At 43.0% G+C, this 23487-nt stretch carries 24 protein-coding genes and 2 riboswitches; of the genes, 5 read left to right on the top strand and 19 right to left on the bottom strand.

Going from position 1 to position 23487, the window contains the following annotated elements; all coding sequences use genetic code 11:
* Nucleotides 1-132 precede the first annotated feature (132 nt).
* The 4 genes from efp to ASU00_RS02025 form a co-directional block, all read right to left on the bottom strand.
* Entirely contained in the window at nt 133-690 is a 558-nt protein-coding gene (gene efp, locus ASU00_RS02040) for an elongation factor P (RefSeq protein WP_034308328.1), read from the bottom strand.
* Nucleotides 691-716: 26 nt separating this feature from the next.
* Nucleotides 717-1778 (bottom strand): M24 family metallopeptidase, encoded by a 1062-nt coding sequence (locus ASU00_RS02035; protein ID WP_057911766.1) that lies wholly within the window; start codon nt 1776-1778, stop codon nt 717-719.
* The gene (aroQ, locus tag ASU00_RS02030; protein ID WP_057911765.1) at nt 1779-2225 is read right to left on the bottom strand and encodes a type II 3-dehydroquinate dehydratase; all 447 of its coding nucleotides are present in this window, start codon (nt 2223-2225) and stop codon (nt 1779-1781) included.
* Nucleotides 2226-2319: 94 nt separating this feature from the next.
* Nucleotides 2320-2832 (bottom strand): YqhR family membrane protein, encoded by a 513-nt coding sequence (locus tag ASU00_RS02025; RefSeq protein ID WP_057911764.1) that lies wholly within the window; start codon nt 2830-2832, stop codon nt 2320-2322.
* A gap of 334 nt (nt 2833-3166) precedes the next feature.
* Between ASU00_RS02025 and ASU00_RS02020 the strand changes: the two genes are divergently transcribed.
* Both ASU00_RS02020 and ASU00_RS02015 read left to right on the top strand, forming a co-directional pair.
* Nucleotides 3167-4120, top strand: a complete 954-nt coding sequence (locus tag ASU00_RS02020; protein WP_057911763.1) for a DUF1385 domain-containing protein — start codon at nt 3167-3169, stop codon at nt 4118-4120.
* A 136-nt stretch (nt 4121-4256) separates the two neighbouring features.
* Nucleotides 4257-4631 (top strand): SA1362 family protein, encoded by a 375-nt coding sequence (locus ASU00_RS02015; protein ID WP_057911762.1) that lies wholly within the window; start codon nt 4257-4259, stop codon nt 4629-4631.
* Between the two features lie 312 nt (nt 4632-4943).
* Here the strand turns inward: ASU00_RS02015 and ASU00_RS02010 are convergent, their stop codons facing one another.
* The 4 genes from ASU00_RS02010 to ASU00_RS01995 all read right to left on the bottom strand — a co-directional run bounded on the left by ASU00_RS02010 (nt 4944) and on the right by ASU00_RS01995 (nt 11038).
* Nucleotides 4944-5825, bottom strand: a complete 882-nt coding sequence (locus ASU00_RS02010) for a patatin-like phospholipase family protein (protein WP_057911761.1) — start codon at nt 5823-5825, stop codon at nt 4944-4946.
* 82 nt (nt 5826-5907) lie between these two features.
* Nucleotides 5908-6933: a spore photoproduct lyase gene (splB, locus tag ASU00_RS02005; protein ID WP_057911760.1), complete on the bottom strand. Its 1026-nt coding sequence runs from the start codon at nt 6931-6933 to the stop codon at nt 5908-5910.
* A 315-nt stretch (nt 6934-7248) separates the two neighbouring features.
* On the bottom strand, nt 7249-9819 hold the full coding sequence (locus ASU00_RS02000; RefSeq protein WP_057911759.1) for a vitamin B12-dependent ribonucleotide reductase: 2571 nt from the start codon (nt 9817-9819) through the stop codon (nt 7249-7251).
* A 382-nt stretch (nt 9820-10201) separates the two neighbouring features.
* On the bottom strand, nt 10202-11038 hold the full coding sequence (locus ASU00_RS01995; RefSeq protein ID WP_057911758.1) for a lipoate--protein ligase family protein: 837 nt from the start codon (nt 11036-11038) through the stop codon (nt 10202-10204).
* A gap of 215 nt (nt 11039-11253) precedes the next feature.
* On the opposite strand from ASU00_RS01995, the gene ASU00_RS01990 reads away from it, so the two are divergent.
* A complete protein-coding gene (locus ASU00_RS01990) occupies nt 11254-11637 on the top strand; it encodes a rhodanese-like domain-containing protein (RefSeq protein ID WP_057911757.1) in 384 nt (127 codons plus the stop codon).
* Between the two features lie 101 nt (nt 11638-11738).
* Here the strand turns inward: ASU00_RS01990 and gcvPB are convergent, their stop codons facing one another.
* From gcvPB to gcvT, 3 genes are read right to left on the bottom strand one after another with little or no spacing between them, the layout of a single operon-like run.
* Entirely contained in the window at nt 11739-13196 is a 1458-nt protein-coding gene (gcvPB, locus tag ASU00_RS01985; protein ID WP_057911756.1) for an aminomethyl-transferring glycine dehydrogenase subunit GcvPB, read from the bottom strand.
* Nucleotides 13189-14535: an aminomethyl-transferring glycine dehydrogenase subunit GcvPA gene (gene gcvPA, locus ASU00_RS01980; protein ID WP_057911755.1), complete on the bottom strand. Its 1347-nt coding sequence runs from the start codon at nt 14533-14535 to the stop codon at nt 13189-13191. Before gcvPA ends, gcvPB begins: the two co-directional genes overlap by 8 nt.
* A gap of 17 nt (nt 14536-14552) precedes the next feature.
* On the bottom strand, nt 14553-15659 hold the full coding sequence (gene gcvT / locus ASU00_RS01975; protein WP_057911754.1) for a glycine cleavage system aminomethyltransferase GcvT: 1107 nt from the start codon (nt 15657-15659) through the stop codon (nt 14553-14555).
* Nucleotides 15660-15798: 139 nt separating this feature from the next.
* Nucleotides 15799-15881, bottom strand: a riboswitch (glycine riboswitch).
* Between the two features lie 3 nt (nt 15882-15884).
* Nucleotides 15885-15972: riboswitch (glycine riboswitch) on the bottom strand.
* A gap of 367 nt (nt 15973-16339) precedes the next feature.
* Between gcvT and ASU00_RS01970 the strand changes: the two genes are divergently transcribed.
* A complete protein-coding gene (locus ASU00_RS01970) occupies nt 16340-18028 on the top strand; it encodes a DEAD/DEAH box helicase (protein ID WP_057911753.1) in 1689 nt (562 codons plus the stop codon).
* Nucleotides 18006-18803: a YqhG family protein gene (locus tag ASU00_RS01965; RefSeq protein WP_057911752.1), complete on the top strand. Its 798-nt coding sequence runs from the start codon at nt 18006-18008 to the stop codon at nt 18801-18803. The genes ASU00_RS01970 and ASU00_RS01965 overlap by 23 nt, the downstream gene beginning before the upstream one ends.
* 242 nt (nt 18804-19045) lie before the next feature.
* On the opposite strand, the gene ASU00_RS01960 is transcribed toward ASU00_RS01965, so the two are convergent.
* The 8 genes from ASU00_RS01960 to comGA all read right to left on the bottom strand — a co-directional run bounded on the left by ASU00_RS01960 (nt 19046) and on the right by comGA (nt 23411).
* Nucleotides 19046-19231 (bottom strand): YqzE family protein, encoded by a 186-nt coding sequence (locus ASU00_RS01960; protein WP_057911751.1) that lies wholly within the window; start codon nt 19229-19231, stop codon nt 19046-19048.
* 111 nt (nt 19232-19342) lie between these two features.
* Nucleotides 19343-19729 carry a competence type IV pilus minor pilin ComGG gene (gene comGG / locus ASU00_RS01955; protein WP_057911750.1) on the bottom strand — a complete coding sequence of 129 codons (387 nt, stop codon included), beginning with the start codon at nt 19727-19729 and terminating at the stop codon, nt 19343-19345.
* Nucleotides 19722-20201, bottom strand: coding sequence for a competence type IV pilus minor pilin ComGF (gene comGF / locus ASU00_RS01950; RefSeq protein WP_057911749.1), 480 nt, complete (start codon nt 20199-20201; stop codon nt 19722-19724). The genes comGG and comGF overlap by 8 nt, the downstream gene beginning before the upstream one ends.
* Nucleotides 20149-20487 (bottom strand): hypothetical protein, encoded by a 339-nt coding sequence (locus tag ASU00_RS01945; RefSeq protein ID WP_057911748.1) that lies wholly within the window; start codon nt 20485-20487, stop codon nt 20149-20151. Before ASU00_RS01945 ends, comGF begins: the two co-directional genes overlap by 53 nt.
* Nucleotides 20474-20884: a competence type IV pilus minor pilin ComGD gene (comGD, locus tag ASU00_RS01940; RefSeq protein WP_057911747.1), complete on the bottom strand. Its 411-nt coding sequence runs from the start codon at nt 20882-20884 to the stop codon at nt 20474-20476. Before comGD ends, ASU00_RS01945 begins: the two co-directional genes overlap by 14 nt.
* 40 nt (nt 20885-20924) lie before the next feature.
* Nucleotides 20925-21233: a competence type IV pilus major pilin ComGC gene (comGC, locus tag ASU00_RS01935; RefSeq protein WP_057911746.1), complete on the bottom strand. Its 309-nt coding sequence runs from the start codon at nt 21231-21233 to the stop codon at nt 20925-20927.
* 77 nt (nt 21234-21310) lie between these two features.
* The gene (gene comGB / locus ASU00_RS01930; RefSeq protein ID WP_161809680.1) at nt 21311-22345 is read right to left on the bottom strand and encodes a competence type IV pilus assembly protein ComGB; all 1035 of its coding nucleotides are present in this window, start codon (nt 22343-22345) and stop codon (nt 21311-21313) included.
* Nucleotides 22329-23411, bottom strand: a complete 1083-nt coding sequence (gene comGA, locus ASU00_RS01925; protein ID WP_057911843.1) for a competence type IV pilus ATPase ComGA — start codon at nt 23409-23411, stop codon at nt 22329-22331. The genes comGB and comGA overlap by 17 nt, the downstream gene beginning before the upstream one ends.
* Between the last annotated feature and the right edge of the window lie 76 nt (nt 23412-23487).

Raw genomic sequence — 23487 nt, 5'->3', positions numbered from 1 at the left:
GTCAAGCTGGCAGCTTATCATAATTTTACGTTAATCTTCAAAACGAACGGCAAAAGGGGTTCGGGAATATAATTCCGAACCCCTTTTCCTACAAACTGAAAGGCCGAGACATGAGTCTCGGCCTTTCAGTAATTATGCGCGTGATACGTATGAACCTTCATTGGTATTGATCAATAATTTATCACCTTGGTTGATGAAGAATGGAACTTGAACGGAGAGGCCTGTTTCAAGGACAGCTGATTTCGTTCCGCCTGAAGATGTATCGCCTTTAATTCCAGGTTCAGTTTCCGCAACTTCTAGTTCTACTGTATTTGGAAGCTCGACCCCAAGTGTTTCAGCTTGGAACGTCATGATATGCACTTCCATATTTTCTTTTAGGAATTTCAATTCGCGTTCGATGCTTGATGCCGGAAGCTCGATTTGGTCATATGTTTCGTTATCCATGAATACATGGCTATCTCCGCTTGCATAAAGGTACTGCATCTTGCGGTTTTCGATATGTGCCTTCGCGACTTTTTCTCCGGCACGGAATGTTTTCTCTTGGATCGAGCCTGTACGTAGATTGCGAAGCTTAGAGCGTACAAAAGCTGCGCCTTTACCAGGTTTAACGTGTTGGAACTCGATTACCTGCCAAATTCCGTTATCTACTTCAATCGTAACACCCGTGCGAAAATCGTTTACTGAAATCATAAATTTGTCCTCCTACATGTACATGTTTACAGAATGATTAACTCTTTCGTTGAATGAGTAAGTGCTTCGTTACCTTCAATTGTAACGATTGTATCATCTTCAATCCGTACCCCGCCAACACCCGGTAGGTAAATGCCTGGTTCAACGGTTACGGCCATACCTGGTTCCAGAATGATATCAGACCTTAAGGATAATGCTGGACCTTCATGAACTTCAAGACCGATGCCATGTCCGGTCGAATGTCCAAAATACTGTCCAAATCCTTTTTCTTCAATTAAATTACGAGTTAGTGCATCCGCTTCCCTGCCCGTCATGCCTGGTTTAATTCCAGCCATTCCACGCAGTTGCGCTTCCAAAACAATGTCATAAATGTTAATAAGTTCTTCACTTGGCTTGCCAACTGCTAATGTACGTGTGATATCAGATACATACCCATTATAATATGCCCCGTAATCCAAAGTGACGAAATCGCCTTTTTCAATGATTTTATCCGTAGCCACTCCATGTGGAAGTGCCGACCTCTTGCCGGATGCAACAATAATATCAAAGGAAGAAGAAGTTGCTCCTTGTTTCCTCATGAAGAATTCGAGTTCATTGGATACATCCAATTCCGAAATGCCTGGACGGAGGAAATCGAGGATATGTGTATAGGCAGCATCGGCAATAGCAGCCGCTTCCTTTAATATCTTAATCTCTGATGAAGTCTTTATCAAGCGTAAATTCTCGATAACTCCAGACACAGGCATAAGTTTGGCTTCAACAGCTGCCTCGTAAGCCTTGTAGGTCGCAAAAGTCAGATGCTCCTGCTCAAACCCAAGTGTATCAATATTCATTATTTTAGCCTGTTTACCGACTTCTTCAATGATGGTTCCTTTGTGTTGGACGATTTCATAGCCGGTTGCCTGCTTGCCTGCTTGTTCCACGTATCGGAAATCCGTGATGAATTTCGCTTCATTTTGGGAAATCAGGACAACGCCTGCGCTTCCCGTAAAATTGGTCATGTACCGGCGGTTATATGTACTGGTGATCAAGAAACCATCAATGCCCGCTTTTTCCATTGAGGCTCTTAAGCTCATAAGTTTATCCATTCAATTTCTCCCCTTTGCAATCTTTATGATCGCCTGCAAGGCCAATTCATATCCGTGTATCCCCAAGCCGACAATCTGCCCAGCCGTAACTGGTGCGGTCACTGAATCATGCCGAAAGCTCTCACGGGCATGGATGTTCGAAATATGCACTTCGACAACTGGAACATCAATTCCGGCAATTGCATCACGAATCGCATAGCTATAATGAGTAAAAGCTCCAGGATTAATAATAATCCCGTCGATCCCATGATCCTCTGACCAATGGAGCTTATCGATGATCGCTCCTTCATGGTTAGATTGAAAAGAAGTGAATTCCACATGCATCCCTGCAGCTTGATTTTGTAAAATGGCTTCTACATCCGCAAGCGTCGAGGATCCATAATGTGCTGGTTCACGCTTTCCTAATCGATTTAAATTGGGACCATTGATTAATAAGATTTTTGTCATCACCTAACACCTGCTCATACTTCAAAGAATGCTTTCCCTCAACATTCTACCATAATTACAAATTGTCTTACTACTTTTTTACAACTAAGTTTCTTTAGCTTTCCTGCTGCTTTTGGGCTTTGTTTTTTTCACGGATATATTCCTGATGATCGTATGATATGGAATAGCCTAAAAAAAGACCGTATAAAATAAAAATGCAAACACTTGTTATGATCGTATTTGTGGACATTTTCGAAAAGGCTGGCAAATCGGAGAACATCGGTTTTAAAACAAAGATCAACAAAGCCCAGCAAACCACGCCAAAAATAATGCCTGAAAACATGCTCTTCACCCTTTTAAAGAGTGCATAGTATAGTAAAGCAATCACCACGGATAGGATTCCGAACAAGATGACGGTCATCAACACACCGAGCCAGTGATCGATCCATTTCATATTCGACCAAGAAGTTAGGATGAATCTGGGGCTGAAATCCATGAAATTGACATAGTGTGCGATCATCCCGGCAAGACTGGCTGCCGCTCCTCCAACAAAACCGATAATTAATGCGTTATAGATCAACACGCTTTGATTTTCCTGTTGATTTTGTCCATGTTCATTTGCTGACATATCAAACACCTCCGCTTGTAGTATGCCCCTTGTTAAATAGAACTATTTTTTTTTATCATTAAGGAGGAGAATCACTAGAGGTTTTTCGATTTATTCTGTATGATTAAATCATAAATAATGGACTTTCAACAAAGGATTATATGCACCCTCTGTTGAAATTTATATTGTACACAGGACGCTTCTTTTTCTTGTGATTCATCATTCATAAAGCGTTGCAGGAATTAAAGGCGCGGTTCCTTTATGGAAGGAGCGCCTCATCCTTGTAATGCTTGATAATAAACATGTTAGCAACCCATGAGAGCGCTACGTGAATAACTATTAGGTTGGTGTAGAAATGTCTGAGGTCCAAAAACCCGTTTATGGAGGGCAGGCTGTTGTGGAAGGCGTCATGTTCGGCGGCAAACATCACACAGTCACTGCGGTCCGCCGCAAAGATTCAACGATCGCTTATTATCATTTACCACGTGAATCGAAGCCAGCCGTAAAGCTTTTGAAAAAAATACCGTTTTTACGGGGCATCGTCTCATTGATTCAATCCAGTGCTACCGGTTCGAAGCATCTGAATTTTTCCACAGAACAGTATGAAGAAGAAGACGGGGAAAAACAAAAAGAGACGAAACAAGAAACGAAAGAACCCTCTAAATTAAGCCTTTGGCTAGGCGTTGCCGTGATCGGAGTGATCTCCTTCCTATTTGGGAAATTGCTTTTCACCTTGATTCCTGTCTTCCTCGCCAAATTGACAGAACCCATTTTCACCGGACATACGGCTCAGGTATTAGTGGAAAGCTTGTTCAAGCTGATTTTACTGCTCGTATATATTTATGTAGTTTCCTTGACGCCATTAATCAAGCGAGTCTTTCAATATCACGGAGCCGAGCATAAGGTGATCAATTGCTTTGAAAACGGAAAAGAATTGACTGTGGCAAATGTGCAGGCAAGTTCCCGCCTTCATTATCGCTGTGGCAGCAGTTTCATTTTATTTACAGTCATTGTCGGGATGTTTGTTTATCTGCTCGTACCAATCGATCCATTATGGGTTCGTGTCGTCAATCGCATTTTACTTATCCCCGTCGTACTCGGCATTGCCTTCGAGGTATTGCAGGCAACGAACAAATTAAAGGATATTCCTGTGCTGCGCTATCTTGGCTACCCTGGACTTTGGCTTCAGTTATTGACGACCAAGGCTCCCACCGACGATCAAGTCGAAGTCGCATTGGCTTCCTTCCATGAATTGTTAAGAATGGAAAAAGAGACAGAAAAAAGGTTAGAGTCGGATGTTATCGTGTAAAATCCAATACACAATTTGATCATGCAAAAACATATACTACCTAAGGGAATAATCTTCATTTTTTCGAAATATTTTACATGAAGAATGTTTAAAATAAGCAAAAAATGCTTATGATGCTCTTAAGGAGGTGTCTTTGTTGAAACGTTTCATATCTTTCATGATATACGGAATCATCGCCCTCGGAGTCCTCGGATTATTGAGCCGACTATTTAATGACCCGATTGGCTTTTTTAGGAACATTATCATAATAGCCATTGTCGCAGGGATTATTTATATGATCTATACCGGATTAACAAAGGGTAAACCAGTTAAAAAAGAGCAGCAAGCATTCAAGAAAGCTGCTCGCCAATCGAAAAAAAGGCTAAAAAGCCGAACGTCGAAAAAGGATAATGTGGCTAGCTTTTCTGCAGCAAAATCTTCAAAAAAAATAAAAGTGAGAAAAAAAAGTGATAGCCATCTAACCGTCATCGAAGGAAAAAAGAACAAAAAGAAAAACCGGGCTTCTTTTTAACAGCACGGTTCAGTTTGTACACAAAGGGGTTCGGAATTATTCCGAACCCCTTTTGAAATTCCCTTTGAGTTTGTTAAAGTTGTTTAAAACGAAGGATGCGATACTCCTTCTTATGAATGCGCGTCCAAGGAAAAAGAGACCTCACAGGCGCTAAAAGCGCCGCGGGCGGAACGCCTCGGATAAGGAAGCGCCTGCAGTGGCAAGGAACGAGCCTTATACAAAACATAAAAAACTGGAGACAAAACTCCATTTCCAGCGAGTTTGCCTACAGAACCGAGGCTTCTTTTTAAGAGCCCGATTTTTGTGTGTTCATCAATAAGTCCATTGCTTTAAGAATTCTTTCGTGTGCTGTTTGCCCCGATTAATCAGTTCAATCTTTTTTTCATCATTCAGGTTGAAATCCATCGCGGAAATCCCCTTCATCGGGATGAAGACGATATTCTGGACATGCTTTTTTGAAATGTATCGAGCATCATGGGCATCTTTCATCGTCTTGAACAGGGCTGAAAACAACTCAACCGCATTGTCCACCTCATGCGGTTTCCATATCTCATCGACACTTAGGCGCAAGCCTATGACCGGCCGTTCTTTCCTTACATGATCCGAATTGAATAACCACATCGGAAAATTGCTCAACACTCCTCCATCGACAAATAGGATTGTGCTTTTTCCGACGTCAAGCTTGACGGGCTCAAAGAAATAGGGAATGCTGCAGCTCATCCTTACTGCCTTGGCCACCGGGAACGTGACCGGGTTTATGCCGTAGTTCGGCAAATCATCAGGCAGCACAACCAGCTTCCCATTTGTAATGTCAGAGGTTATGATACGGAGCGAATTCGGACGAACGTCCTTAAAGGTGACTACACCCCTTTCCGCTAGCTTTCCGGCGATCCACGCCTCCATTGCATCCCCTTTGTAGAGGCCCAGTTTCCAATATACCAGGAGCCATTTGGCAAGCGGAATAGGCAAAAGCCCCCGCCTTTTATCGAGGAGACTGCTTAAATCTATATCAAAAAATAGCTCTTCCATTTCTTTTCCGGTATATCCAGCAGCTACGAAGGCTGCTATTATCGAACCTGCACTCGTACCTGCCGTGCTCTGAAAAACAAATCCTTTATCCTCTAACTCCTGCAGGGCTCCCACTAAACCATAGCCTTTAATCCCGCCTCCGGAAAAAACGCCGTCAATAATCATAGCTGCCCTCCCCTAATCCGGTCTTTACATTTTTAAGCGGGATTAGGGTGAATTATGACAATTTTATCTGAAGACTCCTTGATCAAGTAAAATACTGAATGTCCGATTTAGGGAAAAATTCGGCTATATACCCACGGATGGTGGTCTCTAGTTCTGCGGCGTCTTCTTTTTGATAAACATATTTACCAATGCCATATCGGCCCCATTTATACTTACGCTTCGTTTCATCCAGCTCCAATTTTGTTTTAGGGTAGTTTTTTTGGATTACTTTTTTTGCGGGTCCGGTAAACCGATGCTGAATCAGTTCGAACGTCAAGTCAGGGATATCAACCCCTTTTAGTGCCTCACTTAACCGTTCGAATAGTTCATGGTAGCCTTCCTTCCATCCTTCATGACGATAAATCGGAGCTACGATGAATCCTAGCGGATATCCTGCTCCTGCCACCTTGCGAGCCGCCTCCATCCTTTCCTCGAAGCTCGAGGTACCAGGTTCGAAGTTCTTTATTACGTAACGGGAATTGATGCTGAACCGAAATCTTGTTTTTCCGTTATGCTCGGCATCCAAAAGGTGATCGACGTGATGGAATTTAGTTACGAATCTTAAAACCCCATATTCACTCTTCCCGAAATATTCGATGGTCCGTTTTAATGAATGCGTCAAATGATCAATACCAACGATATCAGACGTACAAGCCGCCTCAAAACGGGTAATTTCAGGCTTTCTCTCATTTATATAATTTTCGGCTGCCTCGAAAATCTCATCAAGATTCACATAAGTCCTAATATACGGTTTAGATCCAAGTGTTGTTTGTAAATAACAATAATGACAATGTCCCATACATCCAGTGGCAAGCGGGATGGCATATTCAGCAGATGGCTTGGATGTATCGAATTTCAATGTTTTTCTGATTCCGACCACAAGCGTCGATTTGGCTACACGATATTTTTGCAAATCATTTTCGCCTGGAAGGTCCCTGATTTGGTTGTGAGAGGTGGTCTCACGGATTTCAATATTCATATCCTCAAATTTTTTCTTCAATTCGCGGCCAAGGGGATATTCCAAAGCCTTAGGCTCAATATAAACTAACTGTGGGATAAATGGTTTCATATCGTTCTCCATTCTTTTCTGGCTTTGCTTTAAACGAAGCCATTTAATTGATACCGTTAGCTTTTCTTTATTCTGTTATCCTCATGATTGTTTTTAAATGGTAATTTAAATAAAGGAAATGGAATGGTGCAGTCTGAATCGGAAAACAGCCATTGCCACTCACACATATATCTCGCAGAAACCATGTGTGTGAGTACCAGCGGTTTGCTTTGAGGATTTAGGAATGGGGTAGTATCCGTCTTCGTTCTGAATTCGATGAATGACAAAAAAAAGCCGTTAAGGTTTTAACATCACCTTAACGGCTTACCGTCTAGCTTAGAGCCCGCACTTCAGTTGTGCACCGCAATTGGTGCAAGTGTTACAGCCACCCATTTCCTGAACTTCCCCTTTGCGGCAGACAGGACAAGTGTTGCCCACTTCCGAACCAATTGTAACATTTGTGGAGCGCAGTTCATTAATGGTATCGACCAATACGACTTTTTTCTTTACTTCCACCTCTGTCAAATCGTCCATTTCAAGCTGCTCGTCCATTTGGTTTTCCTCCGCTTTAAGCGTTAGAACCTGACTGTCACGGCTGCCATCCACATACACGGTACCACCTTTTGCTCCACCTTTGTATAGACGTTCATATACTTTTTCGACTTGCTCGACCGTATATCCCTTTGGTGCATTGACCGTTTTACTGATCGAGCTGTCTATCCAGCGTTGGATGATGCATTGAACATCAGCATGAGCCTCAGGTGCTAATTCCATCGCCGAAATGAACCATTTTGGAAGCTCTTCCGTTGCCGCTTCCGGATGACGATCCAAGTATTCCTGGACAATGTCGGCCTTCACTTCAATGAATTTACCTAGACGGCCGCTGCGGAAATACGTGAAGGAGAAATACGGTTCAAGACCCGTTGATACTCCTACCATCGTCCCTGTGCTTCCTGTAGGCGCCACTGTCAATAAATGAGAGTTCCGGATGCCGTATGCAGCAACACTTTCCCTGATGTCTTCCGGCATTTTTTCCATGAATCCAGTTTGCGTAAAACGTGTTCTAAGCTCATCGGTTTCTTTATCCGTCGACCCAATCAGGAACGGGAAACTGCCTTTTTCTTTCGCAAGTTCCACGGAAGCCCTGTAAGCTGTGGTCGCTATCGTTTCAAATACCTTGTCGACGAGGAGATTTCCTTCCTCAGAGCCGTATTCCGTTTCACAGTAGATTAACAAATCATGCAGACCCATCACACCGAGGCCTACCCGACGCTCGCCAAGGGCTTGTTTTTTGTTTTCCTCCAAGAAATAAGGAGTGGCGTCAATGACATTATCCTGCATGCGTACACCGACTTCGACCGTTACTTTAAGCTTCTCGAAATCAACGGTTTTATTGTCTTTATCAGCCATTTCAGCTAAATTGACAGCCGCAAGGTTACATACTGAATATGGAGCCAATGGCTGCTCACCACATGGATTCGTGGCAACGACCTGTTGACCGTAGGCCTTCGCATTTGTCATTTCATTGGCATTATCAATAAAGAAAATGCCAGGTTCAGCGGAATATGTCGCACAAATGTTAATCAAGTTCCAAAGCTCTTTAGCGCGGATTTTACGATAAACACGAACTTTATGACCCATTTTCTCCCATTCGCGAACATCGCCGACTTTATGCCATTCTTCATTATATATGGCCATTTCTTCGGCATTATAGCTTTCGACATCAGGGAAGCGTAATTCATACTCTTCATCTCGTTCTGCCGCTTCCATAAATTCCTTCGTCAAACAAATCGAGATGTTGGCGCCTGTAAGGAAATCAGGATTATGGACGCTATACGTTCCGCCCGTGCGGAGCTTTTCCTCAGCTTCCCTAATGATCTTCTCATTGAATCCACCCAGCCCAGGAATTTCTTTAAAATTTATAATTCCTTGATACATGGCCATTTCCTGTTCCGTATGTGCAGTGAATTTCAACTTATCCGTCGCATACTTCTTGATGGCCTCATCTTTCGTGTTTTCAACCAAGTAACGAAGAATCCGTGGATTTTGCATTTTAGAGATGATGAATTCTGCAATATCCGGATGCCAATCAGAAAGCATGATCATCTGTGCACCACGTCTGCTGCCGCCTTGCTCAACAAGATGTGTCAGCTTCGCGATATCATCTAGCCATGACACAGAACCTGATGATTTTCCATTTACCCCTTTTGCCAGTGTGTTTCTTGGACGAAGTGTCGATCCATTCGTGCCGACTCCACCGCCGCGGCTCATGATCTCCATTACCTGCTTCCGATGCTCGGAAATGCCCTCACGCGAATCAGGTACGAATGGCATCACATAGCAGTTGAAATAAGTAACGTCCGTATTCGAACCTGCACCATATAATACCCGGCCAGCAGGGACGAAATTAAGGTTTTTCAATTCCTGATAAAATTTATTGAACCATTCCGTTCTTTTTTCTTCTGTTGTTTCCACTGAAGCCAGTCCCGTTGCATTCCGTTTTGCAATTTGCTCATAAAATATTTCAAGCGGCTTTTCGATGATATCCAACGGACGGTTTACAATCCCCGTCTCGACTTCTTCCGGATTATCCAATACGCCACGGAACTCATCATCCACCAGTACCTTGGCTTTTTTCGTTTCCCAATCTATATCAACGATGTAACCGAGACCCCGTGCCGGGAATTTCGGATCTTCCTTAATAGTCAGCACCACAAAATCGCCTGCCGAGAGCGTGATTTTTTCAGTATCCTTAAAAGAATAGCGGTCAAGCATGACTAGACGGGATACACCCTTATGCGTCATTTTCATATCAGCCGTTACGGGGTGTACTTGGGGAAATAAAGAAATATCCTTATTCAACCTTTCTAGATCAACCTTTAGAGCATCTTTTATTACAACCGACATAATTCCCTCTCCTTTATCTGTTTCAAAATCCGTCCTTGCTGACGCAAAAATCTATATGTAGCCTCANGTTTCGCTTAACAAGTAACCTAAATTTATCATAGCGAAACTCAAATATCAACATATAGTGTCGCATTAATTATTTCGACCACTATATATTGTGTTTTTTTTGAATAACTTTTTATTTTGTCAAACGATGAATCAATTAATATAGTTAGCAAAAGGGAGGAAAATGTCGATTTACGATAATATTTCATCAGATTTCAATTAATTTGAGCCTTGCTTTTTTCCCATCCCTTTATACGCTTATCCCTACAAGGAATAGCTCCTTTGGTCAAACAAATCTGAAAAAACTTTTTTATTTTCCTAGCCAACTATCTTACTTTTATCTCATAAAATTCCATTCGTCGCTTTCATATTTGCTTTTTGCAATCTCTTTCACTTCCAGCATTTGCTGTTCAGTGAGAGTGTATGGGACTAAATCAATAGAGAGTCCTTCTGCAAACCCTTTTTCAAAAGCAGCTTTCGCTTCCGGTATGCTGATTTTTCTCCCAGCTATGTCATTTATCGCCACAGCTTTATTTTTCAGGTTTTTTTGCATTCTTTCTTTAACCCTATCATTGGAAAACTTGAAGACACTAAACAGTTTTTCATCATCAAGGTCAAGTAAAATCGCCCCGTGCTGAAGAATGACTCCTTTTTGTCTCGTTTGAGCACTGCCAGCAACCTTCCTGCCCTCCACGACCAGTTCATACCAGCTTGGAGCATCGAAGCATACGGAGGACTTCGGTGCTTTTAAGGCCGCTTTCTCCTGATCGGTTCGAGGGACTGCAAAGTAAGCGTCCAAGCCTAAGTTCCTGAACCCCATTAATATGCCTTCTGAAATAACCCGATATGCTTCGGTGACAGTACTCGGCATGCCTGGATAGGATTCGGGGACGATTACGCTATATGTCAATTCATGCTCATGCAGGACCGCTCGTCCTCCGGTAGGTCGGCGCACAAAGCCAAGACCTTGCCGTTTGACCTCCTCGATGTCGATTTCCGCTTCTGCCTTCTGGAAATAACCAATCGACAATGTCGCCGGATCCCAACCGTAAAAGCGAATGATTGGAGGAATGTCCCCTTGGCTTTGCCAGTTCAATAGTGCTTCGTCCAGCGCCATATTAAAGGCTGGTGAACAATACCCGGAATCGATAAATCCCCATTTTTCTCTCATCATCCTTACCCCTCATTTCAAATAGTCTTTATCTCAGAAGTCCGTCATACCCCATAAAAAACTCACATGTAGTAGTTTAACAGACTTTATCACTCTAAAAAAGTAAGTGCCCCCCGAGTTTGAACGGAAATTGCTGAAAATTCTTTTTGATTATTGGGTAAAGCAATTATATAATAAAGATTGTCTGTAATCGTTAAGGTAGAAGGGAGTTTTTATGCTTGGAAATATTATATACACTGCTCATCATCTTAGGAGCGGTTATTGTGTATTCACTTTTTAATTGGTACCGCCAGCGTAAAATCGTTAAAACATTGACACAGGACGAATTTATCGCCAACTACAGAAAAGTGCAGCTAATCGATGTGCGGGAACCGAATGAATTCGATAATGGTCATATCTTAGGCGCACGGAACATCCCGATGACGCAAATGAAAACGCGCTTGGTGGAGATTAGGTCGGACAAGCCTGTATACTTGTATGCCCAAAGCGAAATCATCAGCGGAAGAGCTGCGGCCATGCTATACAAAAAAGGGTACAGGGAACTTTATCACCTAAAAGGCGGATTCAAAATGTGGACAGGAAAAATCAAAGCCAAGAAATAAGCCTAAGTTTTTGCGGGTTCACTGGAAATCAACATACATAAACATAAACAAGCAAAAATCCCCGCCATGCTGGCTGGGATTTTTGTTTGTAGCCCTAAAGGCTACGCTTGATAACGCAGTATTGGTTTTCTTGCAGCAAGTGTTTCATCAAGTCGCTTAATGACGGTTGTGTGCGGAGCTTCCTGGACGACTTCCGGAGTTTCTTCCGCTTCCTTGGCGATCTGGATCATGGCATCGATGAACGCATCGAGGGTTTCCTTCGACTCCGTTTCAGTCGGTTCTATCATCATTCCTTCTTCCACGTTCAATGGGAAGTATATGGTAGGAGGATGATATCCGAAGTCCAACAGCCTCTTCGCTATGTCGAGAGTCCTGACTCCCAATTGCTTTTGCCGGCGACCGCTTAATACGAATTCATGCTTACAATGGCGATTATATGGTAAATCGAAAAATGGTTCTAACCTTCGCATCATATAATTGGCATTGATGACCGCATTCTCGGTGACGGCTTTCAGACCATCAGGTCCCATTGAGCGAATGTACGTATAGGCCCTCACGTTTATTCCGAAATTCCCGTAATAGGGCTTCACCCTTCCAATTGATTGCGGGCGATCATAATCCAGTTTGAATTGCTCATCTTGTTTAACCACAAGCGGCTTCGGCAAGTACGGAATCAAATCCGCTTTCACCCCGACAGGGCCAGAACCCGGGCCGCCGCCACCATGCGGGCCAGTGAAGGTTTTGTGAAGATTCAAGTGAACCACATCAAAGCCCATGTCACCAGGGCGGGCCTTGGAAAGGACAGCATTCAGATTGGCTCCATCGTAATAGAGCTTCCCGCCCGCATCATGGACAAGCTGCGCCATTTCCAAGATGTTCTCCTCGAATAACCCGAGCGTATTGGGATTTGTCAGCATCAAAGCTGCCGTATCCGCTCCTACCACTCTCTTTAAATCTTCAAGGTCAACTAACCCATTTTCATCGGATTTCACCGTAATCGTTTCAAGACCGGCAACCGTTGCAGATGCTGGATTCGTACCGTGTGCCGAATCAGGGACGATCACCTTCGTCCGTGCCATATCGCCATTTGCCTCGTGGAAGGCGCGGATCATCATTAACCCGGTCCATTCACCGTGCGCACCTGCCGCAGGCTGCAAGGTCACTTGATCCATCCCCGTGATTTCCGTTAAATGCTCCTGCAAATCGTATAATAGTTCCAGTGCTCCCTGAACAGTAGACGGATCCTGATATGGGTGGATATGGGCAAACCCATTATAACGCGCCACATTTTCATTGATTTTCGGATTGTATTTCATTGTGCATGAACCTAGCGGATAAAACCCTGAATCCACCCCATGATTACGCTTGGAAAGGGCTGTATAGTGACGCATGATATCCAATTCCGATACTTCGGGAAGTGCCGCTTCTTCTATTCGGATGTACCCTTCTGGAAGAATTTCCTCGAGCAAGACAGCCTCCACATCCATTTCTGGCAGGCTATATCCGATGCGTCCGTTTGTACTGATTTCAAAAATGAGTGATTGATCTTGATTATTCATGTTGATCCCCCAATTCCTGCGCAAGTGCATCGATTTCTTCTTTCGTTCTAAGTTCAGTTACTGCGACAAGCATATGGTCGTTCAGTTCTGAATAAACGGTGCCTAAGTCGAAGCCGCCGATCATCCCTTTTTCAAATAGGTTCTTATTGACTTTAGAAAACGAGGCAGGAAGTTTAATCACGAATTCATTAAATGAGGGACCTTCAAACACAACCTCTATTCCTTTTTGCAGTAAAGCTTTTTTCGCATAATGCGCCTTTTGAATATTTTGCACAGCCATTTCCTTGACACCCTTTTTACCAAGGGCGGTCATGGCAACAGAAGCCGCTAGTGCATTCAACGCTTGGTTGGAACAAATGTTGGAAGTTGCCTTATCCCGGCGAATGTGCTGTTCACGGGCTTGAAGCGTCAGCACGAAGCCTCTTTTGCCATCTTCATCAACCGTTTGACCGACAAGGCGGCCAGGCACTTTCCGCATCAATTTATTCGTGACGGCAAAATATCCACAATGAGGTCCGCCAAATGCAGCTGGGATGCCGAAGGGCTGGGCATCTCCCGTTACGATATCGGCACCAAGTGAACCTGGCGATGATAAAGCCCCCAATGCAAGCGGATTACTGGACACGATGAACATGGACTTGGCAGCATGAACGATTTCTTCTATTTCTTTCAAAGGTTCGATGCGTCCAAAAAAGTTAGGATATTGGATGATGACACCAGCGATATCCTCATTAACCAATTCCTTTAATGCAGCCAAATCGGTCACACCGTCCTTATAAGGAATTTCAATCACTTCCACGCGTTGCCCCTTCGCATACGTCTTGACCACTTCCCTTGATTCAGGATGTACCGCTTTGGAAAGGAGAATTTTCTTCCGGCGTGTCTGACCTGAAGCAAGCATCGCCGCTTCAGCCAGCGCCGTCCCCCCGTCATACATCGACGAGTTAGCTACATCCATACCCGTCAACTCACAAATCATCGTTTGGTATTCAAAGATGGCTTGAAGCTCCCCTTGCGAAATTTCAGGCTGATACGGTGTATAAGCAGTATAGAATTCAGAACGTGAGAGAACATGATCGACGATGACCGGTGCATAATGGTCATATACACCCGCTCCAAGGAATGAGGCATAGTTTTTCAAATCCGCATTCTTGGAAGCAAGCCTCGCTAGTTCCTTCATTAAGGCTGGCTCTGATTTAGCTGGTTTAATATCATATTCTCCTTGAAAGCGAACACTTTCAGGGATATCTTTGAAAAGATCTTCAACCGTGGGTACCCCTATCACTTGCAGCATGTCCTGTTTATCTTGCTCTGTCATAGGTAAATAACGATGTTTCATCTAATGACACTTCCCCTCTATTTACGTGGTTTTTTATAAAAAGGTGTTTGTATGATAACGGCCTTCAAACGTTTGGAGCGGATTTCCACTTCCACTGCTGCATCCAGCACCGAAAATTCCTTATCAATAATTGCCAATCCAACATTTTTCTTCAATGTAGGAGATTGAGTGCCGGTCGTGACCTCGCCGATCATTTTGTCCCCGCTGTATACCTTGTAGCCATGACGTGGAATGCCACGATCAATCATTTCAAGTCCAACAAGCTTGCGGGGAGCCCCTTTCTCCTTTTGTTCAGCAAGAACAGCTTTCCCGAAAAAATCGGCTTCCTTATCCACTTTGACCGCAAAACCGATTCCAGCCTCTATCGGGGTGATGTCCGCTGTTAGCTCCTGCCCATAAAGAGGCAGCTTCGCTTCAAATCGAAGGGTATCACGGGCACCCAAACCGATCGGCTGAATTCCTTCTTCCTTCCCGGCATCCAAAATCGCCTTCCATAGGGCGGGACCATTTTCACTGTCGCTATATATCTCAAAACCATCTTCGCCTGTATATCCAGTCCGGGAAACGATTGTTGCCATCCCATTTATGATGACGTTTTCCTTGAACTTGAAAAAGCCAATTTCACTTAAGTCCGTGTCGCCCGACAGTTTTTGCAAAATCTTCTCTGCAGCCGGTCCTTGAAGGGCTAGCTGTGTATAGTCACTCGATACATTCGTCAGTTCAACATCGTCGGGACAATTAGCTTGCAGCCAGTTAAAATCTTTTTCCGTGTTCGCTGCATTGACCACGAGCAAATAGTCATCCTCCGCCCTTTTATAAACGATGAGGTCATCAACCGTCCCGCCGTTTTCATAACACATGGCCGTATAAAGTGCACCGCCCTGCTGCAGCTTAGATATATCGTTGGTCAGCATCTTTTGTAAAAAAGGAAGGCTCCCAGGACCCTTTACATCCACCTCACCCATATGGGATACATCGAATAAACCCGCCTTTGTACGGACTGCTTCATGCTCATCCTTGATACCCGAAAATTGGACGGGCAGTTCCCAGCCGCCAAAATCAATCGTTTTACCTCCGCTTTCCTGATAAACCTCGAATAGTGGTGTTCTTTTTAAATTGGTCAAAAAATGACCCCCCTCAGATTTTTTTTGGATTAATTGGGCTTCATTGATCAAATAGCTTCTTAGTCATACGCTTCAGGAAACCTGATTCATGATGTAAAAAAGCACAAAAAAGGACAGAGAAAGCCCATTTGAGCTTTTTCTCTGTCCTGAAACCTGAAAGTTTACCTATATGATAGGTTTTCCCCTTTGGTGGCCGTCCTGAATCGGAGGCGCTCTCCAGAGTTGCGTCCAATAAGAGTTCTTTTGCCTGAGAGATTCACTGCTAAGTTTGCTCCTTCGGCGCTACATCCGTAGTCTCTCCCCTTATCTTCAACCGCTTATAAATGGTTACCAATGAAAGGAATCATTCCCCTAGCATTCGTAATCCCTTGGCATTCATAGAATGCATTCACTGCCACCTCTTTTGGAACCTCCAGAAACTGATAGAATGAATCTCAACAGTTAACTTGGATAAAGTGGGAGCGTATGGCCCATACTAATAAAACGTGAACCACAAAATCAAAGTACATGAATTCTTGCACGTGGAAAATTGGAATTTTCTAAATATACTTATATCCTACCTTAAGAAACTTAACTCTGCAATATCTTTTGAAGATAAATATTTTTCTTATTTCACATATGTAATGTTCGGGTTTTGACCTTATATTAAGCAAATTACGATGTAAGAGGGAGTTTTTTCTATGAAAATCAATATATCCTCCAATTCAGAATGGAATGAAGAGTTTCTGCAAAAAATCGAAAGTGATGGACCTTGGGGTAATTGGGAACTTTATAAGCTGGCTGTTCAAATGGAGGAAAACCTCATCATCCCTGATTTTGAAGGATTACAGGCACCCAAACACCTTCCGCATCTAACTCCGCTCCCTCATCAATTGGAGGCAGCAAAACAGGTTGTGGAAAAGATGAATGGAAAGGCCATTTTAGCTGATGAGGTGGGGCTCGGAAAAACGATAGAAGCTGGGTTGATTTTAAAAGAATATATGATACGCGGCCTTGTCAAAAAAGTATTGATCCTTGTACCCGCTTCCCTCGTTTCACAATGGGCATTTGAATTGAATACGAAATTTCATATCCCGGCAGTCGCCCAAAGGAAAAGCTATGTTTGGGAGTCGTGCGATGTCGTCATTTCTTCCATTGATACGGCGAAACGCGCTCCACATCGTGATATCATTTTCAATCAGGAATATGACTTCATCATTATTGACGAAGCCCATAAACTTAAAAATAACAAGACAAAAAACTATGAATTCGTCCAAAATCTGAAAAAGAAATTTTGTTTGCTCCTGACAGCTACTCCCATCCAAAATAAAGTTGAGGAAATTTTTCACCTTGTTTCCTTGCTGAAACCAGGCCACTTGGGTAACGCGTCACTCTTTTCAGAAAAATATAAAGGAAAAGGCAAAAACATAATCGACGATGAGCACCTCAAGGAACTGGTCAACACGGTCATGATCCGCAATCGAAGGGCCGATACCGGGATCGAATGGACAAAAAGGCATGTGGAAACCATTACGATTGAGTTTTCTCCGACCGAACAAGCCTTGTATGATGCCGTTTCCCAATTCAAGCCTATATCAGACGGAACAAAGGGAAGCGCCTTTTCCGCTCTCACGCTCCAAAGGGAAGCATGCTCAAGCAGGGAGGCGGTATTCTACACATTAAAAAATATGAAAGCTAAATATGACGACCCTTCGCCCGACTATACGGCAAAGCTTGATGATTTATTTACAAAAGTAAATGAAACGGTTCAAAACTCAAAAGCCGAAAAGGCTTTGGAATTAATCAAAAAAATCGATGATAAAGTGATCATTTTCACCGAATACCGGGCCACCCAGCTCTATTTACAATGGTATTTACAGCAAAATGGCATATCTTCCGTCCCTTTTCGCGGTGGCTTCAAACGTGGAAAAAAAGACTGGATGCGGGAACTGTTCCAAAAAAACATACAGGTATTAATTGCTACAGAAGCTGGCGGCGAAGGGATAAACCTTCAGTTTTGCCATCACTTGATCAATTTCGACCTGCCATGGAACCCGATGAGGCTTGAACAAAGAATCGGACGGATTCATCGGCTTGGTCAGGAAGAAGATGTGATGATCTATAACTTTGCCACGAAAAATACAGTCGAAGAGCATATTCTCAAATTACTGTATGAAAAGATTAATTTGTTTGAAAAAGTGATTGGAGAATTGGATGATATTCTAACCAAATTGGACATCAGCAATATTGAAGAATATTTAATAGATGTAGTCGGCGAGTCGAAAACCGAGGGAGAAATGAAAATCAAGATGGATAATTTCTCTTCGTTAATCCAATTCGCTCAAGACATGAAGGAAGGTGAGGTTCATGCAGCAACAGGAAATTCATGATTTTTTACGCACTTACTTTAAAGCCAATGATTGCGAAATACTGGACGATACCCCCTCCCATCTTACCGTTCAATTGACAATCGACATGGATAAAGAATTAATGAACCGACCATTTTATTGGCATTATCTAGAAAAAACTGGCGGGATTCCGAACCCTGCAGCAATCACCTTCATAACCGACCCAGAACGAGCCCCTGCGGAATTGAAGGGAGAAAGAATTCATTTCGGTTCACCACGCCTTCATCAAATTATTCAATCTACGAAAAAGCTGGCAGGGTATACGAGACTATTTGAATATACCCCTCCGGTAAAAGGAGGGAATCATCCGCTATTTCCATGGCTGACACTAAATGTGAAAATATCCTATCAATGCGATCGAAAAAAAGATATCTTCATGTCCATCGGTTTGAATCTCATTTCTGGAGAAATCATCGAGGGTTTTCACAAGCGGGTCTTACCAGTCAAGGTCACCCCGAAAATACCGGATTACTCCTTTACCCTTTCACCGCTAATCATGCCAAAGAGTGGATTGACAAGGCTGGATACTTACATTAGAACCAGTTTCGAAGATGATGATCACTCTTGGGCGGAAGAAGCGATGAGACGCTGGCAGGATGACTTAAAGCTGCTGGAGCATTTTTACAAGGATATCGACGAAAAAAGCGAAAGCTATTTTACCGAAAAAGAAGCACTAAAGGCCCAATATGAACCGAACATCCGAATATCGATCATCAACGGAGGATTATTTTACCTCTCAGACCGCGCATTGGGGTAACTATTACCTAAAGGTGCGACACTCCCGCTTAAAAAATGCGTGTCTACGTGAGACGCTCGCAGGCTAATAGTCAAGGAGGCTCATGGACCGCCTCTGGATATGGTAGTGCCCGCAGTGAAAAGTACGGTCTAAGGATTATAAATCAAATTTATCCAAACCAAATAACTGTAGGCAAACTCCATTATGTTTTCGAGTTTGCCTACAGTATGAGATGTCCTTATGCACCGTACAGGACATCTTTTTCATTTTTTGATATTCTTCCTTACAAACATCGTCAGCGCAAAAGGAACAATGCCAAACCAATGGGACATCCCATGATTTTTATCCTCTTTTTTATGACGGCGCTTTTCTTTACGTTCTTTTTTGGTCAGATTGAAATATTGGACAAACTGCTGCGTCAAATATTTAATATAAGCATTAGTAGACATATGAAATCACCCTATGCTAAGCATGCCCGGTTTCCGTAACTTTTATTCCTTGCCCCTACTAAACACGCCCACAACCCGGTCACCGCTAATGCCCCTATTTTTCCATTTTAATCAACTCGTCTGTTTTTCGATCCATTCCACCACTCTCCCCGCCTCTTTATCATATTGTATGAGGACCCTGCCCACTCGATCATTATTGGTCGTGGAAAAAAAATCGATCAAAGCATATCGACCATCTTGCTTCAGTAACGAATATCGGACCACGCCATTTGGGTACGTAATGTGCCCCTCGATAACTTCCGGAATTTCCGCTTCCCACCCTGCCGTCACCTCCTTAACGGCAAGGTGGACAAGATGATCCGCCACTAACGATTCTTCCACTTCTTTATAAAATCTTTTATCGATGATAAATTGATCAATCATTAAAATCAGCATCATGATAAAAACACTGGCTATAATCAGCACCATCGGGAAAACGACTCCTTTTTGATTATTCATCGGCTTCCTTCTCATTTCTCAAATAAGGATGAAAGCTTCGGCTAAAAGTAGTCCCTGCCTTATCTGTTATTACGAGAACAATGACGCTGCCATCCTGCTCAACATGAAATTTTGAGATATTCTGCAACATGACCTCATGACCCTTGCCATCCACCCGCCTGCGGACCTTATCTTCATACTGTTCAATGGATGTAAGTTGGTCACTTGAAAGTAAATATAATCGATTTCCCAATATATCCTGGGACTTGGAACTCCGGACCTCCTGGTGCATTTGCATGGTAAATACCTCCCACTCTTTTGGATGCAATTCGTCAATGGTCCCTACTTGGGTTTGAATGATTGAAAAAAGCTGCACGACAAAAAGAGAGATAGTCATCAGTATCAGGAGCGAAAAAAGCATTTCAATCATTGTAAAGCCATCATTTTGTCGCAGTATCACAAATGGATTCACTTTTTCCAGAAACATCTTCATAACGGACACATCCTTCAATCTTTCCCGATGAGTCTACATCGTCCTTCCAAATCATACGATACGATCTTTTTTGAATTATGAATTCCCGCTCGGCGCCTTGTATCTCCCCTTCCATGAACGCTGTCAACCTTTCATATAATAAATGGTGGGCCTCCGTCCTCATGATGATATTTTGACGGTCAGTCATCACTTTCTCAAGAATCGGTAAAATGGTAAGAATCAAAAATATACAAACGGAAAAGGCGGCTATCAGCTCAAGGTAGACATACCCCTTACAATTTTTCAATCCTGTACCTCCCTTTACCGATATTCAGAACCACTTTGTACTTCCCTTTTGATGTCTCAATCATCATCGTTCCTGCATTCGATATATTTCCAAACTGATTGAAATGAAAGCTGAATCCCATAGTTTCACTTAAAAAGCGGATATCCTTCGGTATGCTTCGCTCGAGGACAATTCCCTCCCTGTAAGAGGAAACGGTATAAATCTTCTTCCCATTATTGATGTGCAGGTAAATCATGCTTTCGTGGCTGATGGCATATTGTTGTGCAAAGAAAAGATCTTCATGAAATTGAGAAATAAAAAGCCTTTCTTCCATTCCTTTATGGAAGCTTGGATATAAATTGGGGGTAATGGCAAGCAAAAGGACGAAAATGACGAGGACAATAAGGGTTTCTGACATGGTAAATCCGCCATTGGCACGCTGAGGATTTCCTTTCCTACTACTCACCAATCGTGATATTTCCCTTTTTGTCCAAACTAATTTCATCTCCATTCGGACAGGATGTCTGTTTAAGATAGCCTTGACTTTCCAATTCATTGATACTACTAGGCAGCTTGGCATTGTCAATCTCATATGCCTGGACTTGTGCTTGGGCCATTTTTATGAATGCTTCACATCCCCTAGTATGGATCGTCGATTGATTCTTGGTGATATTGGGAATCGTTATGATCAAGAGAATGGATATGACTAGTAAAACAATAAGCATCTCGATTAAGGTAAAACCTCTTTCATTCATAACTTTTTTCATAAACTCCTGCTCCAAAAAACCATCTGATTCACAATGGTTTTCGTGCAGTTTCACCTCCACAGTTTAATAATGATATCCTATATACCTTCAAGCAGAGAGAACATCGGCAGCAAAACCGCTAAATAAATCGATACGATCAAGAGACCAATCACCGAAAACATAAGAGGCTGAAGAATTTTCAGGATTACATTCATTTTCTCTTCAATTTTTTCAAGCAAAAATCGACTGTAATGATGCAACTCCGCATCAAGCCTGCCGTATTTTTGCCCGTTTGCCACCACCACTGGTAAATTTTCATCAAAATAAGGCAATTCCCCAAAAATCATTTCAAGCGCCCTTCCCTCCGTCAGGTCATCCTTAATGATTGAGCATAGGCTTTGGTAGAATGGCTGTTGCTGATTAATCGAGAACAATTTTATGGTTTCGTTAATGGACAATCCTCCGGAAAGCAAGCCGCTGAATTGGCTTGCAAAAAAATAGGTTTCATATAATTTGATGAACGTCCCTACTATCGGAATGTCCAACAATATCCTTCTCTGCCGTAAAGGGCATAAGCGGTTAAACCAAAACCGTTTGAAAACATACAGAAATAAGAATAAGCCAAGCAAAATGAAGGGAAGTAGGGGCAGAATGAAGGAAAATGCTGATAATAGAATCAGGATGGCATTCTGATCGACATCCATCGTTAAATAGATTGCCTGAAATTTAGGAAGGAGAACACTCTGGAGAATATAAAACACAATGCTTACAAAAAAAACCAAGAAAATGGGGTAAACCAATATTTTTTTTATCTTTTCCATATCTTCCGTTCTTTTCTTCCAATATCCCCCTCCTTCTTTCAAGGCACGATCAAGGTCGCCGTACTGCTCTCCGTAAAAGATATAACTGATAAGTTGTGGGTGAAAATGAAGATGGGCCAGCACTTGATGCAAGGGAAACCCGTTCCTTAAATCCTGTATGGCCCTATCGAAATCTTCCGCCTTCTTCTTGGACTCTTGAAACTCGAGGAAATGGATTGCTTCTGCCAAAGGATAGCCATGGCTTAATAATTCACCAAGCTTGGTTACGAATACGGCTTGTTCTTTCAACTTCCATTTACTTTTTGTCTTCATGATATACCAACCGGTCATATTCTTGTGTATCCACATAGCCCATGGCTACCGCTTTTCCAATTTCATCCCTTAACCGGCGATAACTGACAGACGTGCAGTCCTTTTTACCCGCACGCATTTGGAGAAGGTCGGCCAAGCTTTTCCCATATAGTAATTCATATACACTCGCCCTTTTAGACCTGACAGTCATTTCGCAAGCAGCGGCACAGTCTTCATCCCCCATACACGAAAAACAGCGAAGTTCAACAAGCCGCTGGGCCGTCACGCCAATCAAGCTTTGTTCGATTTCAAGCAAGCTTACCCCAAACTCAAGCAGCCTCGAGATAGCACCTTGCGCGTCCCTTGTATGCATGGTCGTAAGAATCAAATGGCCTGTCAATGCCGCACGCACCGCGATCTTCGCCGTTTCCGCATCTCTGATCTCCCCCACGATGATCACATCGGGGTCGTGTCTTAGCACCGCTTTTAGGCCGACTGAATAGGTTATGCCCGCCTTTTCATTGATTTGGACTTGCAGTACTTTTTCGGACACACTCTCAATCGGATCTTCAAGTGTAATGATATTTCGATTGAGCATCTCATGTGCATGATGAAGCAAGGAATATAAGGTCGTCGTTTTCCCGCTCCCGGTTGGGCCGGTAAAAATCAGCATGCCATGGGAGTGCTTCAGAAGAGCAATCAATTTTTGTGCGGTATTCGGGAATAAGGATAGCTGTTCTAACGGAAGGATGTTCTGTTGGGGTATCAAGCGGATGACCAGGCTTTCGAGATAAGCAGTGGGAAGTGTGGAGAGGCGGAGCCCAACCACTTGGTTAGCTAAATTGATGGTGATGGCGCCACTTTGCGGCCTCCTTTTCTCGCCTATGTCCATGGCGGCAAGGAACTTCAAATGGGCTATCAGCCTTTCCGCTTCAAAGGATGATAATGTTTCCTGAGGTACGAGCTTATTGTCTATCCTGAATTGGATGAGCGGCCCCTCCCTGCGAAAAAAAATATGGATGTCCGACGCCGATAGCTTAATGGCACGAGTAAGGATCTTTTCAGCCGTCTTTTCAATCGATATCAAATCATTCATCACCTCCTGTTTTTCTTAAAAGTAAATTTTCGACAACGAACGACAAATTCCTGCTTAATAAATAAAA

Origin of the sequence: Peribacillus muralis (genome assembly GCF_001439925.1) — a bacterium.
GTDB lineage: Bacteria > Bacillota > Bacilli > Bacillales > DSM-1321 > Peribacillus > Peribacillus muralis.
The sequence above is the reverse complement of the archived record's forward strand: the minus strand, read 5'-3'. Positions and strand labels throughout refer to the sequence as shown.

Coding starts and splice junctions, on each gene's coding strand:
- ASU00_RS02035 (WP_057911766.1), bottom strand. CDS start 1,778: ATGGATAAACTTATGAGCTTAAGAGCCTCAATGGAAAAAGCGGGCATT.
- gcvPA (WP_057911755.1), bottom strand. CDS start 14,535: ATGAAACATCGTTATTTACCTATGACAGAGCAAGATAAACAGGACATG.
- comGD (WP_057911747.1), bottom strand. CDS start 20,884: ATGTCAGAAACCCTTATTGTCCTCGTCATTTTCGTCCTTTTGCTTGCC.
- ASU00_RS01965 (WP_057911752.1), top strand. CDS start 18,006: ATGCAGCAACAGGAAATTCATGATTTTTTACGCACTTACTTTAAAGCC.
- ASU00_RS02010 (WP_057911761.1), bottom strand. CDS start 5,825: ATGATTATTGACGGCGTTTTTTCCGGAGGCGGGATTAAAGGCTATGGT.
- ASU00_RS02020 (WP_057911763.1), top strand. CDS start 3,167: ATGTCTGAGGTCCAAAAACCCGTTTATGGAGGGCAGGCTGTTGTGGAA.
- ASU00_RS01995 (WP_057911758.1), bottom strand. CDS start 11,038: ATGATGAGAGAAAAATGGGGATTTATCGATTCCGGGTATTGTTCACCA.
- splB (WP_057911760.1), bottom strand. CDS start 6,933: ATGAAACCATTTATCCCACAGTTAGTTTATATTGAGCCTAAGGCTTTG.
- ASU00_RS02025 (WP_057911764.1), bottom strand. CDS start 2,832: ATGTCAGCAAATGAACATGGACAAAATCAACAGGAAAATCAAAGCGTG.
- comGB (WP_161809680.1), bottom strand. CDS start 22,345: ATGAAGACAAAAAGTAAATGGAAGTTGAAAGAACAAGCCGTATTCGTA.
- gcvPB (WP_057911756.1), bottom strand. CDS start 13,196: ATGAATAATCAAGATCAATCACTCATTTTTGAAATCAGTACAAACGGA.
- ASU00_RS01960 (WP_057911751.1), bottom strand. CDS start 19,231: ATGTCTACTAATGCTTATATTAAATATTTGACGCAGCAGTTTGTCCAA.
- comGC (WP_057911746.1), bottom strand. CDS start 21,233: ATGAAAAAAGTTATGAATGAAAGAGGTTTTACCTTAATCGAGATGCTT.
- comGG (WP_057911750.1), bottom strand. CDS start 19,729: ATGAATAATCAAAAAGGAGTCGTTTTCCCGATGGTGCTGATTATAGCC.
- comGF (WP_057911749.1), bottom strand. CDS start 20,201: ATGAAGATGTTTCTGGAAAAAGTGAATCCATTTGTGATACTGCGACAA.
- efp (WP_034308328.1), bottom strand. CDS start 690: ATGATTTCAGTAAACGATTTTCGCACGGGTGTTACGATTGAAGTAGAT.
- aroQ (WP_057911765.1), bottom strand. CDS start 2,225: ATGACAAAAATCTTATTAATCAATGGTCCCAATTTAAATCGATTAGGA.
- ASU00_RS01970 (WP_057911753.1), top strand. CDS start 16,340: ATGAAAATCAATATATCCTCCAATTCAGAATGGAATGAAGAGTTTCTG.
- ASU00_RS02000 (WP_057911759.1), bottom strand. CDS start 9,819: ATGTCGGTTGTAATAAAAGATGCTCTAAAGGTTGATCTAGAAAGGTTG.